The 13,179-nt window shown below is 60.3% G+C and carries 12 protein-coding genes; all 12 read left to right on the top strand.

The annotated features are described in order from the left end of the window. Window positions 1-51: 51 nt before the first annotated feature. Window positions 52-2,181, top strand: a complete 2,130-nt coding sequence (gene flhA, locus ACQRAX_RS03340; protein ID WP_412038234.1) for a flagellar biosynthesis protein FlhA — start codon at window positions 52-54, stop codon at window positions 2,179-2,181. A gap of 11 nt (window positions 2,182-2,192) precedes the next feature. After that, window positions 2,193-3,503 carry a flagellar biosynthesis protein FlhF gene (flhF, locus tag ACQRAX_RS03335; RefSeq protein WP_412038235.1) on the top strand — a complete coding sequence of 437 codons (1,311 nt, stop codon included), beginning with the start codon at window positions 2,193-2,195 and terminating at the stop codon, window positions 3,501-3,503. A 119-nt stretch (window positions 3,504-3,622) separates the two neighbouring features. After that, window positions 3,623-4,456, top strand: coding sequence for a flagellar synthesis regulator FleN (gene fleN / locus ACQRAX_RS03330; protein ID WP_412038236.1), 834 nt, complete (start codon window positions 3,623-3,625; stop codon window positions 4,454-4,456). Then, window positions 4,453-5,193 carry an RNA polymerase sigma factor FliA gene (gene fliA, locus ACQRAX_RS03325; RefSeq protein ID WP_412038237.1) on the top strand — a complete coding sequence of 247 codons (741 nt, stop codon included), beginning with the start codon at window positions 4,453-4,455 and terminating at the stop codon, window positions 5,191-5,193. Before fleN ends, fliA begins: the two co-directional genes overlap by 4 nt. Before the next feature lie 104 nt (window positions 5,194-5,297). Beyond that, window positions 5,298-5,672 carry a chemotaxis response regulator CheY gene (locus ACQRAX_RS03320; RefSeq protein ID WP_036990294.1) on the top strand — a complete coding sequence of 125 codons (375 nt, stop codon included), beginning with the start codon at window positions 5,298-5,300 and terminating at the stop codon, window positions 5,670-5,672. Window positions 5,673-5,691: 19 nt separating this feature from the next. Continuing rightward, entirely contained in the window at window positions 5,692-6,480 is a 789-nt protein-coding gene (locus ACQRAX_RS03315; RefSeq protein WP_045189019.1) for a protein phosphatase CheZ, read from the top strand. Between the two features lie 12 nt (window positions 6,481-6,492). Then, the gene (locus ACQRAX_RS03310) at window positions 6,493-8,682 is read left to right on the top strand and encodes a chemotaxis protein CheA (protein ID WP_412038238.1); all 2,190 of its coding nucleotides are present in this window, start codon (window positions 6,493-6,495) and stop codon (window positions 8,680-8,682) included. Window positions 8,683-8,726: 44 nt separating this feature from the next. Next, entirely contained in the window at window positions 8,727-9,833 is a 1,107-nt protein-coding gene (locus ACQRAX_RS03305) for a protein-glutamate methylesterase/protein-glutamine glutaminase (protein ID WP_412038239.1), read from the top strand. Continuing rightward, window positions 9,833-10,573: a flagellar motor protein gene (locus ACQRAX_RS03300; protein WP_412038240.1), complete on the top strand. Its 741-nt coding sequence runs from the start codon at window positions 9,833-9,835 to the stop codon at window positions 10,571-10,573. Before ACQRAX_RS03305 ends, ACQRAX_RS03300 begins: the two co-directional genes overlap by 1 nt. Window positions 10,574-10,576: 3 nt before the next feature. Continuing rightward, window positions 10,577-11,464, top strand: coding sequence for a flagellar motor protein MotD (motD, locus tag ACQRAX_RS03295; RefSeq protein WP_412038241.1), 888 nt, complete (start codon window positions 10,577-10,579; stop codon window positions 11,462-11,464). 45 nt (window positions 11,465-11,509) lie between these two features. Further along, complete coding sequence (locus tag ACQRAX_RS03290; RefSeq protein WP_412038242.1) at window positions 11,510-12,298, top strand: ParA family protein; 789 nt, start codon at window positions 11,510-11,512, stop codon at window positions 12,296-12,298. Next, window positions 12,298-13,161: a CheW domain-containing protein gene (locus tag ACQRAX_RS03285; protein ID WP_412038243.1), complete on the top strand. Its 864-nt coding sequence runs from the start codon at window positions 12,298-12,300 to the stop codon at window positions 13,159-13,161. The genes ACQRAX_RS03290 and ACQRAX_RS03285 overlap by 1 nt, the downstream gene beginning before the upstream one ends. The last annotated feature ends 18 nt before the right edge of the window (window positions 13,162-13,179 follow it).

The following is a 13,179-nucleotide window of genomic DNA, read 5'->3' as shown; positions in this document are numbered from 1 at the left end:
TGCGCGCGTCAAACGCGTCAAAGTTTTGCTTGAGCTAGACGAGGAATACCGGTGGATCGCTCTCAGTTAATCAACAGTGCCCGTAACAACCTGGCCGGCTTAGGTCGGGGGAATCTGGGTGTGCCGCTGTTGCTGCTGGTGATGCTGGCAATGATGATGTTGCCGATTCCGCCGTTCCTGCTCGACGTGCTATTCACCTTCAACATCGCCTTGTCGATCGTGGTTCTGCTGGTTTGTGTCTACGCCCTGCGCCCGCTCGACTTCGCCGCATTTCCAACCATTCTGCTAGTGGCAACGCTGCTGCGCCTGGCCCTCAACGTGGCCTCCACCCGAGTGGTCATGCTTCACGGTCATGATGGTCACGCCGCCGCCGGTAAGGTGATCCAGGCCTTCGGTGAGGTGGTGATCGGCGGCAACTACGTGGTCGGTATCGTGGTGTTTGCGATCCTGATGATCATCAACTTCGTGGTAGTGACCAAGGGTGCCGGGCGTATTTCTGAGGTGAGCGCGCGTTTCACCCTCGATGCGATGCCCGGTAAGCAAATGGCCATTGACGCCGACCTCAACGCCGGCTTGATCGATCAGGCTCAGGCCAAGGCGCGACGTTCCGAGGTGGCCCAGGAGGCTGAGTTCTACGGTTCGATGGACGGGGCCAGCAAGTTCGTGCGCGGTGACGCCATTGCCGGTCTGTTGATCCTGTTCATCAACCTGATTGGCGGCATGCTGGTCGGCATGTTCCAGCACGGCATGACCTTCGGCGATGCCGGTAAGGTCTATGCCCTGTTGACCATTGGTGACGGTTTGGTGGCGCAATTGCCATCTCTGCTGCTGTCCACTGCCGCGGCGATCATGGTAACCCGTGCCTCCGGCTCCGAAGACATGGGCAACCAGATCAATCGGCAGATGTTCGATTCGCCCAGGGCATTGGCGGTGTCGGCGGGCATAATGATCGTCATGGGCCTGGTGCCGGGTATGCCGCACTTCGCCTTCCTCAGCCTCGGTCTGCTCGCGGGTGGCGGTGCCTATCTGGTATGGCGTAAGCAGAATCAAGCCAAGCTCAAGGCTCAGGAGGAGGTGCAGCGCCAGCAGGATCTGTTGCCTTCACCGCAGCGTGCGATGGAAACCAAAGAGCTGGGCTGGGACGACGTTACGCCGATCGACATGATCGGTCTGGAGGTCGGTTACCGGCTGATTCCGCTGGTCGATCGCAACCAAGGTGGTCAGTTGCTGGCGCGGATCAAGGGAGTGCGCAAGAAGCTCTCTCAGGACCTGGGTTTTCTCATGCCCACCGTGCATATCCGTGACAACCTCGACCTGGCACCCAGTGCCTATCGCTTGACCCTGATGGGGGTGATCCTGGCCGAGGCCGAGATCTACCCGGATCGCGAACTGGCGATCAACCCCGGGCAAGTGTTTGGCACCCTCAACGGGATTGCTGCCCGCGACCCGGCCTTTGGTCTGGAGGCGGTGTGGATCGACGTCAACCAGCGCAGCCAGGCGCAGTCGCTCGGCTATACCGTGGTCGATGCCAGTACCGTGGTTGCCACCCACTTGAACCAGATCCTGCACAAGCACTGTCACGAGCTGATTGGCCATGAGGAAGTCCAGCAATTGCTCCAGGTGCTGGCCAAGGCCTCGCCCAAGCTTGCTGAAGAATTGGTGCCGGGCGTCATTTCCTTGTCGGGGCTGCTCAAGGTCCTGCAGGCATTGCTTGCCGAACAGGTGCCGGTGCGTGATATTCGCAGCATTGCCGAGGCTATCGCCAACAACGCCGGTAAGAGTCAAGATACCGCCGCGCTGGTGGCCGTGGTGCGCGTCGGATTGTGTCGCGCTATCGTCCAAAGCATTGTCGGCGTTGAGTCTGAGCTGCCTGTGATCACCCTTGAGCCAAGGTTGGAACAGATTTTGCTCAATAGTCTGCAAAGGGCCGGGCAAGGTCAGGAAGACGGTGTTCTTCTTGAGCCGAGCATGGCCGAAAAGCTTCAGCGTTCGTTGATCGAGGCCGCCCAGCGTCAAGAGATGCAAGGGCAGCCGGCGATTCTGCTGGTCGCAGGACCGGTGCGGGCAATGCTGTCGCGCTTCGGTCGCCTGGCTGTACCGAATTTGCATGTTTTGGCGTATCAGGAAATACCTGACAACAAGCAAGTTACCATCGTTGCCACAGTAGGCCCCAACGGCTGAGGTAGTGGGTTATGCAAGTTAAGCGTTTTTTCGCCGCCGATATGCGTCAGGCCATGAAGCTGGTTCGAGATGAGCTGGGGGCTGATGCCGCCATCATCGGCAACCGACGGATTGCTGGCGGTGTCGAGCTGACGGCGGCGCTGGACTACAAGCTGTCTGCCCTGGCGCCCCGGGTTCCGAATGTCGAGCTCGAAGATGAATTGCGCAAGACCCAGTCGCGCATCGTCACCGCCCAGGCCGAGCTCAGTAGTCGTAGCGAAAGCGAAGACGGCAACCGTCAGCTGTTTGCCGGTTTGCCACTGACCGCTTCTGAGCCGCTGGTCGAGGCGCACGTCGAAGCCCCCGTCGCTCCCGCACCGGCGGCTGCCGCGCCGGTCGATCCGCGACTGTTCGATGCCATGCGTTCGGAGCTTACCGGGCTGCGCGAACTGCTCGAAGTTCAGCTCGGCTCGTTGGCCTGGAGCCAGTTGCAGGGCAATCAACCGCAGAAGGCCAACCTTTGGCGGCGCCTGCAGCGTATTGGCCTGTCCGGCCCGCTGGCGCATGAACTGCTGGAGCAGATCAGCGGCATCGAAGAGCCGCGTCATGCCTGGCGCATGCTGTTGGCGCACCTGGCACGCAGAATTGATGTGCCGCAAGTCGAACCGATCGAGGAGGGCGGTGTCATTGCTATGGTCGGTCCGGCCGGCATGGGCAAGACCACTACCCTGGCCAAATTGGCGGCGCGTTACGTGCTCAAGTACGGCGCACAGAACCTGGCGTTGGTGAGCATGGACAGTTTCCGTATCGGTGCCCAGGAGCAGCTCAAGACCTTGGGGCGGATCCTCAATGTCTCGGTCACTCATGTAGATCCGGGTCAGTCCCTGGCTCAGGCCCTTGAGCCGTTGCTGCGCAAGCGTGTGGTGTTGATTGATACCGCTGGCTTGCAGGCCAGTGATCCAGCCCTGCGCATGCAACTGGAAACCCTTGCCGGACGTGGTATTGCGTCTAAAAATTATCTGGTACTGGCGACCACCAGCCAGAAACAGGTGCTCACCGCCGCCTATCACAGCTACAAGCGCTGTGGGTTGGCCGGGTGCATCCTGACCAAGCTTGATGAAACGGCCAGTCTCGGAGAAGTCCTGAGCCTGGCCATCAGTCACGAATTGCCTGTGGCCTATCTTACCGATGGGCCGCGCATTCCTGACGATCTGCACCTGCCGCGCCGCCACCAATTGGTCAGTCGCGCGGTCAGTGTGCAGATGCAGGACGAGCCCAGCGAAGAGGCGATGGCCGATATGTTCGCTGATCTCTACCACAGCCCCGGCAAGCGTGTCGGCTGAGGTGATTGTGAAGACGTTGCAAAGTATCTGCATGGATGGACTGCCAGGCATTTTTCAGGTGTTGAAAGCGCAGCCGGTCATGTGGCCTCGGTCTAAGCAAGACAAGGTAATGAACAAACATGGGTAGCATGCATCCCGTACAGGTGATCGCCGTAACTGGCGGCAAAGGTGGCGTCGGCAAGACCAATGTGTCGGTGAACCTGTCATTGGCGTTGGCAGAGCTTGGCCGTCGGGTCATGCTGCTGGACGCCGACCTGGGCCTGGCCAACGTCGACGTATTGCTCGGCCTGACGCCCAAGCGCACCCTGGCTGACGTCATCGAAGGCCGCTGCGAACTTCGTGATGTGCTGCTGCAGGGGCCCGGTGGGGTGCGCATTGTGCCTGCCGCCTCCGGCACGCAGAGCATGGTGCATCTGGCACCCGCGCAGCACGCTGGCCTGATTCAGGCTTTCAGCGAAATTGGCGACAACCTCGACGTCCTGGTGATCGATACCGCTGCGGGTATTGGTGACTCAGTAGTCAGTTTTGTCCGCGCCGCCCAGGAGGTGCTGTTGGTGGTGTGCGATGAGCCCACCTCGATCACCGACGCTTACGCGCTGATCAAACTGCTCAACCGCGATTACGGTATGAACCGCTTCCGGGTCCTGGCCAACATGGCACAGAGCCCTCAAGAGGGGCGCAACCTGTTCGCCAAGTTGACCAAGGTCACAGATCGCTTCCTTGACGTGGCCCTACAATACGTCGGCGCGGTGCCTTACGACGAATGCGTACGCAAGGCGGTGCAGAAGCAGCGAGCGGTCTATGAAGCCTTTCCGCGTTCCAAGTGCGCGCTGGCGTTCAAGGCCATTGCTCAGAAGGTCGATACCTGGCCGTTGCCTGCCAACCCGCGCGGTCATCTGGAGTTTTTTGTCGAGCGCCTGGTGCAACCGACGAGTGCAGGTCCGATGCTATGAACGCCAGCGGTTATCGGATGTACAGCAAGGCTTCGCGCGATGGCCAGTATGAATTGATCGAGCGCTACGCGCCGTTGGTCAAGCGTATTGCCTATCACTTGCTGGCACGATTGCCGGCCAGTGTGCAGGTGGAGGATCTGATCCAGGCCGGCATGATTGGTCTGCTCGAGGTTTCCAACAAGTATGACGCGAGCAAGGGTGCCAGTTTCGAGACCTACGCCGGTATCCGGATCCGCGGGGCAATGCTTGACGAAGTACGCAAAGGAGACTGGGCACCACGCTCGGTTCACCGCAATACCCGCATGGTCAGTGACGCGATTCGGGCAATTGAAGCAAAAACCGGCCGTGACGCTAAAGATCACGAGGTTGCTGCCGAACTCCAATTGAGTCTCGATGATTACTACGGGATTTTGAATGACACCCTGGGCAGCCGCCTGTTCAGTTTCGACGACCTGTTACAGGACGGCGAACATGAAGGCCTGCACGAGGATGGCGCCAGTGCCCAGCTCGAGCCTTCGCGCGACCTGGAAGACGAGCGCTTTCAGGCAGCTTTGGCCGATGCCATTGCCAACTTGCCCGAACGCGAGCGCCTGGTACTGGCGCTGTACTACGACGAAGAGCTGAACCTCAAGGAAATCGGTGAGGTGTTGGGTGTCAGCGAGTCGCGTGTCAGCCAGTTGCACAGCCAGTGCGCGGCGCGTTTGCGCAGCCGCCTGGGAGAATGGCGGGCGCGTTGAACGCAGGTTCAATGCAGTCGTGAAATGTAGTGCCCGAATTGATTGAATGCGCGTTCAGCGCTGAGCGCGTTAAAGACTGCTTGGAGGTCTAATTGAACAAAGACATGAAAATCCTCATCGTCGACGATTTTTCGACGATGCGGCGGATCATCAAGAACTTGCTGCGTGACCTGGGCTTCACCAATACCCAGGAAGCTGACGACGGCAACACCGCGCTGCCAATGCTCGAAAGCGGCCATTTCGACTTTCTCGTCACCGACTGGAACATGCCGGGCATGTCCGGCATCGATCTGTTGCGCAAAGTGCGTGCTGACGAGCGCCTCAAGCACCTGCCGGTGTTGATGGTGACGGCTGAAGCCAAGCGCGAGCAGATCATCGAAGCAGCCCAGGCCGGCGTCAACGGCTATGTGGTCAAGCCGTTCACCGCGCAAGTGCTGAAAGAAAAGATCGAGAAGATCTTCGAGCGCGTCAATAGCTAAGACACGCCACGGGGGCGCTATGGAGCAAACACATTCATCGTTGGACGGCTTCGAGTCGACACTGAAGAAGCATGCCCACGAACTGGTCGACAGTCTCGAGCGGGGCAAATTTGGCGACGCGGTGCAATTGATCCATCAGCTAAACCAGACCCGTGACCGTGGCCTGTACCAGGAAGTGGGTAAGCTCACGCGTGAGCTGCACAGTGCGATCGTCAGTTTTCAGATCGATCCGCAAATGCCTCAGGCCGAAGAGGTTTCACAGATCACTGACGCCACCGAACGCCTGTCCTATGTGGTCAAGCTGACGGAAGGGGCGGCCAACCGGACCATGGATCTGGTTGAAGCCAGCACGCCAGTGCTCAATGAGCTGAGTGACGAAGCTCAGGCATTGAGTGTCGACTGGCAGCGCTTCATGCGCCGCGAAGTGGCGGCGCCGGAGTTTCGTGAACTGGCCAAACGCGTCGACAGTTTTCTCACGCGCAGCGAGGAGGGCAACCGCAAGGTCGCCGGCCACCTCAATGATATTTTGCTGGCTCAGGACTATCAGGACCTGACCGGTCAGGTGATCAAACGTGTAACCGCACTGGTCACCGAAGTAGAAAGCAATCTGCTCAAGCTTGTGCTGATGGCCAGTCAGGTCGATCGTTTTGCCGGTATCGAACATGACCACCAACAGCTGCGCGCTGAAAAAGATCAAGAAAAACATCCAACTCGGGGTGAAGGTCCGCAGATTCATGCCGATAAGCGTGAAGACGTTGTGTCCGGTCAGGACGATGTCGACGATCTGCTGTCCAGTCTGGGTTTTTAGGGAGCACGTTTAATGAGCTTCGGCGCCGATGAAGAAATCCTTCAGGATTTTCTGGTAGAAGCCGGCGAGATTCTTGAGCAACTGTCCGAGCAACTGGTCGAGCTGGAAAGCCGTCCGGATGATGCCGATCTGCTCAATGCGATCTTTCGCGGTTTTCACACTGTAAAAGGGGGCGCCGGCTTCCTCCAGCTCAACGAGCTGGTGGAGTGCTGCCACATCGCCGAAAACGTCTTCGACATCCTGCGCAAGGGTGAGCGGCGCGTTGATGCCGAACTGATGGACGTGGTCCTGGAAGCGCTGGACACGGTCAACAGCATGTTTGGCCAGGTGCGCGAACGCAGTGACATCACCCCAGCCACGCCTGAGCTGCTGGCAGCCTTGGCGCGCCTGGCTGAGCCTGCGGCGGCGGTGCAGGCCCCCGCGCCTGAGCCGGCTCCGGAACCGGCGCCCGAGGCAGACATTACCGACACCGAATTCGAGCAGTTGCTTGACTCGCTCAATGCGGTCAAGGCCGAAGCTGAAGCGCAGGTGCAAGCGCCTGCCGAGGCCAGCGACGAAATCACTGATGCCGAGTTCGAGTCGCTGCTCGATCAGTTGCACGGAAAAGGTCAGTTTGCCCCTGATAGCGTCAGTGCGCCCGCGCCAGCGGCTACCACGGCGGCAGGTGCTGGCGACGAAATCACCGATGACGAGTTCGAGGCATTGCTCGATCAGTTGCATGGCAAGGGCAGCTTTGCTGTGGATGCCTTGCCGGCTGCCAGCGCGGTACAAGCGGCACCCGCTGCTTCAGGCGATCACATCTCTGAGCATGAATTCGAAGCGCTGCTTGATGAGCTGCACGGCAAGGGTAAATTCGCCCCGGACAGCGTAGCTACCGCCGCTCCAACTGCTCCAGCCGCTGCAGTTGCGGTCAAGCCCGCAGCAGCTCCGGCACCCGCGGCGGTCAAGCCTGCGGCGGCGCCGGTCAAGGCCGCAGCGCCCGCACCTGCGCGCCAAGCTGCTGCGGCGGCCGAAAAGCACCCGGCCAGCGAAACGGAAACCACCGTACGGGTCGATACCGCACGCCTTGATGAGATCATGAACATGGTCGGCGAGCTGGTGCTGGTGCGTAACCGCCTGGTCCGTCTGGGCCTGAACAGTGGCGATGAAGCCATGTCCAAGGCGGTGTCGAACCTCGACGTGGTCACCGCCGACCTGCAGACCGCGGTGATGAAAACCCGCATGCAGCCGATCAAAAAAGTCTTCGGGCGCTTCCCGCGCCTGGTTCGCGACCTGGCCCGGCAGCTGAAAAAAGAGATCAACCTGGAGCTGGTCGGTGAAGAAACCGACCTCGACAAGAACCTCGTTGAAGCCTTGGCCGACCCGTTGGTGCACTTGGTGCGCAACGCTGTCGACCACGGCATTGAAACGCCGGAAGAACGCGAAGCAACGGGCAAGTCCCGTAGCGGCAAAGTGGTGCTTTCGGCCGAGCAGGAGGGTGATCACATCCTGCTGTCGATTTCTGATGATGGTAAGGGTATGGACGCCGATGTCCTGCGCGCCATCGCGGTCAAACGCGGGGTGATGGACAAGGACGCTGCCGACCGTCTGAGCGAAAGTGAATGCTACAACCTGATCTTTGCCCCAGGGTTCTCGACCAAAACCGAGATCTCCGACGTCTCCGGGCGTGGTGTGGGCATGGATGTGGTGAAAACCAAGATTTCCCAGCTCAATGGCTCGATCAATATCTATTCGACCAAGGGCCTGGGCTCGAAGATTGTCATCAAGGTGCCGTTGACCCTGGCGATCATGCCGACGCTGATGGTCATGCTCGGCAATCAGGCGTTTGCCTTCCCGCTGGTCAACGTCAACGAGATTTTCCACCTGGACCTGTCGCGCACCAATGTCGTCGACGGTCAGGAGGTGGTCATCGTTCGCGACAAAGCCTTGCCGCTGTTCTACCTCAAACGCTGGCTGGTCAGTTCCGCCGCTCATGAAGAGCAGCGCGAGGGCCATGTGGTGATCCTTTCGGTCGGGACCCAACGCATTGGCTTCGTTGTCGATCAACTGGTGGGTCAGGAAGAAGTGGTCATCAAACCGCTGGGCAAGATGCTCCAGGGCACGCCGGGCATGTCGGGCGCCACCATTACCGGTGACGGGCGCATCGCGCTGATCCTCGACGTTCCGAGCATGCTCAAGCGTTACGCCGCCCGGCGTATTTGATTCTGGTGGCGCGGCCGCAAGCCGCGCCCCGTAATGGAGTGTTTATGGCAGTCAAGGTCCTGGTGGTGGATGATTCCGGTTTTTTCCGCCGCCGTGTCTCGGAAATTCTTTCAGCGGACCCGACTATCCAGGTCGTCGGCACCGCGACCAACGGCAAGGAAGCGATCGACCAGGCGCTGGCGCTCAAACCCGATGTCATCACCATGGACTACGAAATGCCCATGATGGATGGCATTACCGCCGTGCGCCACATCATGCAGCGCTGCCCGACGCCGGTGTTGATGTTCTCTTCGCTGACCCATGAAGGCGCGCGAGTAACCCTCGACGCCCTGGATGCCGGTGCGGTCGATTACCTGCCGAAAAACTTCGAAGACATCTCGCGCAACCCGGATAAGGTCAAGCAGATGCTGTGTGAAAAGGTTCATACCCTTTCTCGCAGCAACCGCCGCCTGAGCAGTTACGCCGCGCCGGCGCCGCAGCCGACTTCGCATGCCCAGCCAAGTGTCAGCAGCCTGGGCAGCAGCCCGGCACTACGTGCAGCGGCACCGGTACGTGCAGCAGCTGTTGCCTCGCCAGCGCCCAAGCGCAAGCCTTATAAATTGGTGGCCATTGGTACTTCCACCGGAGGCCCGGTAGCGCTGCAGCGGGTCCTGACTCAGTTGCCAGCCAATTTCCCGGCGCCGATCGTGTTGATCCAGCACATGCCAGCAGCGTTCACCAAGGCTTTTGCTGAACGTCTGGACAAGCTGTGCAAGATCAGTGTCAAGGAAGCCGAAGACGGCGACATGCTGCGCCCTGGCCTGGCATTGCTGGCCCCAGGTGGCAAGCAGATGATGGTCGACGGTCGCGGTGCGGTGAAAATCCTGCCGGGTGACGAGCGCCTCAATTACAAGCCGTGTGTGGACATCACCTTCGGCTCGGCGGCCAAGTCTTACGGCGACAAGGTGCTATCGGTAGTGCTCACCGGCATGGGGGCAGATGGTCGTGAAGGCGCGCGCCTGCTCAAGCAGGGCGGCAGTACGGTCTGGGCCCAGGATGAAGCCAGTTGTGTGATCTATGGCATGCCCATGGCCATCGTCAAAGCCAACCTGGCTGACGCGGTCTACAGCCTGGACGAGATCGGCAAGCACCTGGTCGAGGCGTGCGTCTGATGGATGTCTTGAGCCTGATCGGGATCATCCTGGCGTTTGTTGCAATTGTCGGTGGCAATTATCTCGAGGGTGGTCACCTCTCGGCGTTGATCAACGGCCCTGCCGCCCTGATCGTGCTCGGCGGTACCTTGGCCGCAGCGTTGCTGCAGTCCCCCATGAGTGCCTTCAAACGTGCTTTGCAGATTGTGCGCTGGATTCTTTTTCCGCCACGCGTCGACCTCGCCGGCGGCATTGATCGCGTGGTCAACTGGAGCCTGACAGCGCGCAAAGAAGGCCTGCTGGGCCTGGAAGGTGTGGCGGATGCCGAGCCCGATCCCTACGCGCGCAAGGGCTTGCAACTGCTGGTCGATGGCGCTGAGCCAGAGGCCATTCGCAGCATCCTCGAAGTAGATTTCTACACCCAGGAAAGCCGTGATATCCAGGCGGCCAAAGTGTTCGAATGCATGGGCGGCTATGCGCCGACCATCGGCATCATCGGTGCGGTGATGGGCCTGATTCACGTCATGGGCAACCTGGCCGACCCTTCGCAATTGGGGAATGGTATTGCCGTGGCCTTCGTTGCCACCATCTACGGGGTGGCCAGTGCCAACCTGATCCTGCTGCCGATTGCCAACAAGCTCAAGGCCTTGGCCATGCGTCAGTCGCGCTACCGGGAAATGCTCCTGGAAGGGCTACTGTCGATTGCCGAAGGCGAGAACCCGCGCTCGATCGAGCTGAAGCTTCAGGGCTTCATGGAGTAACACATGGCGCGGCGCAGACAACCCGAAGAACATGAAAACCACGAGCGCTGGCTGGTGTCCTACGCGGACTTCATCACCTTGCTGTTCGCCTTCTTCGTGGTCATGTACTCGATTTCCTCGATCAACGAGGGCAAGTACAAGATCCTCTCGCAGGCATTGATCGGGGTGTTCAACGACCCCGAGAAGAGCGTGCGGCCGATCCCCATTGGCGAAGAGCGTCCGCTGACGGTGAAACCGGCCGAGCCGTTGATCAAGGACAGCGAGCAGGTGGACGCCGGGCTGGCGCAGACCAACAGTGATCCGCTGAAAACCATCACCGATGACGTGCGTGACGCCTTTGGCGATTTGATCAAGTCCGATCAGATGACCGTGCGTGGCAACGAGTTGTGGGTCGAGATCGAACTCAATTCTTCGTTGCTGTTTGGCAGTGGCGATGCCATGCCTAGCGATGTCGCGTTCAACATCATCGAAAAGGTCGCGAAGATCCTCAAGCCCTTCGCCAACCCGGTGCATGTCGAAGGGTTTACCGACGACCTGCCTATCCGTACCGCGCAGTACCCGACCAACTGGGAGCTGTCCTCGGCGCGCGCTGCCAGTATCGTCCGTTTGCTGGCGATGGAAGGGGTCAACCCGGCGCGCATGGCCTCGGTGGGCTATGGCGAATTCCAGCCCATTGCAGGCAATGACACCGCCGAGGGCCGCGCACGTAACCGCCGGGTGGTGCTGGTGATCTCCCGTAACCTTGAAGTGCGCCGCAGCCTTACCGGTACCGGCAGCGCCAATGCCACTGCGGATGCGGCATTGAAGCGGGCTGGCACACAAACTGCACCGCCAGCGGTATCACCGACGGTAGGGGGCAATCGCGTCAATCCTCCGTCACCGAATCTATAACCGTTCCTGGTCTGGCCGCTGGCTGTACCGGGAGGAAGCAACGTAATGAGAGTCTGGGCAGTAGCCAATCAAAAAGGTGGAGTCGGTAAGACCACCACGTCCATCGCCCTGGCCGGCTTGCTGGCCGAGGCGGGCAAGCGCGTGGTCGTGGTCGACCTCGACCCCCACGGCTCGATGACCAGCTACTTCGGCCACAACCCGGACACGCTGGAGCACAGCTGCTACGACCTGTTCCTGCACAAGGGCACGGTTCCCGAAGGCTTGCCGGGACAGCTGTTGCTACCGACCAGCGACGACAACATATCCCTGTTGCCCTCCAGTACCGCGTTGGCGGTGCTGGAGCGCCAGTCGCCAGGGCAGAGTGGCCTGGGCCTGGTGATCGCCAAGTCTCTGGCGCAACTCTGGCAGGATTTCGACTATGCCATCATCGACAGCCCGCCATTGCTCGGGGTGCTGATGGTCAATGCGTTGGCGGCAAGCCAACAATTGGTCATCCCGGTACAAACCGAATTTCTTGCGGTCAAGGGCCTGGAACGTATGGTCAGTACCCTGGCCATGGTCAATCGCTCGCGCAAGCAAGCCTTGCCCTATCACATCGTGCCGACCCTGTTCGACCGCCGCACCCAAGCCTCCATGGGCACCTTGCGGGTGTTGCGTGACGCCTATCCGGAAAACATCTGGCAAGGTTACATCCCGGTGGATACCCGTCTACGTGACGCCAGTCGGGCCGGGCTGACGCCGTCGCAATTCGATGGCAAGAGCCGTGGGGTGGTGGCTTACCGGGCGCTGCTCAAGCATCTGTTGACGCATAACATCGCCCAGCAGGTGGCCTGATGAATCGCCCGCAGAAGATTGCTAGCGGCCCGCAACTGGCCTTGCAGTCGTACCTTGATGGCCTGCTGCATGAGGCCACCGAGGAACTGGTGCAGCTTGAGTCGTCGGTTGAAATCGATGAGTTCCACGCCGCAGTGCTTGAGGAGCAGGCCCGTGATGCCCAGGTAAGTCATCAGCGCGAGCCGGCGGTTGTCGCGGTGGCGCCGCTGCCCTTTGCCGAACCTGCGCCAGTGGTGCTCCCGGCCGTGATGCCGGTTGTAGCCCCGGTTGAGCCTGAGCCAGTCAGTGTCGAAGTGGGCGTTGAGCAACGTGCAGCGGTCGAACCGCTGGTGGACGTCCACTTGCCGCCGGCACCCAATCTGCCGGTGCCACCGGTCACCAGCGACGGGCGACCGGTTTGGGCTGCCGAGCCTTTCGAGTGCCTGCTGTTCGACGTTGCTGGACTGACCCTGGCCGTACCGTTGGTGTGCCTGGGTTCGATCTACTCGCTGGCCGGTCACGAGCTGACGCCGTTGTTCGGTCAGCCTGACTGGTTTCTTGGCATCTTGCCGAGTCAGAGCGGCAACCTGAAAGTGCTGGATACCGCGCGCTGGGTCATGCCCGACCGCTACCGCGAGGACTTTCGTCAGGGGCTGCAATATGTCATTTCGGTCCAGGGCTATGAGTGGGGACTGGCCGTGCATCAGGTTAGCCGCTCTCTGCGTCTGGACCCCAACGAAATCAAATGGCGTAGCCAGCGCGGTCAGCGACCCTGGCTGGCGGGCACGGTCATCGAACACATGTGCGCGCTGCTGGACGTTGCCGAGCTGGCCGAATTGATCGCCAGTGGCGCAGTCAAGCAATCGCATGCCAACAATAAATAATCGGTCGCGCCTGCGACC

It is taken from the genome of Pseudomonas sp. UM16 (genome assembly GCF_050312595.1).
Taxonomy (GTDB): Bacteria; Pseudomonadota; Gammaproteobacteria; order Pseudomonadales; family Pseudomonadaceae; genus Aquipseudomonas.
Note: the sequence above shows the minus strand (reverse complement) of the source record. Positions and strands in the feature narration are given on the sequence as shown.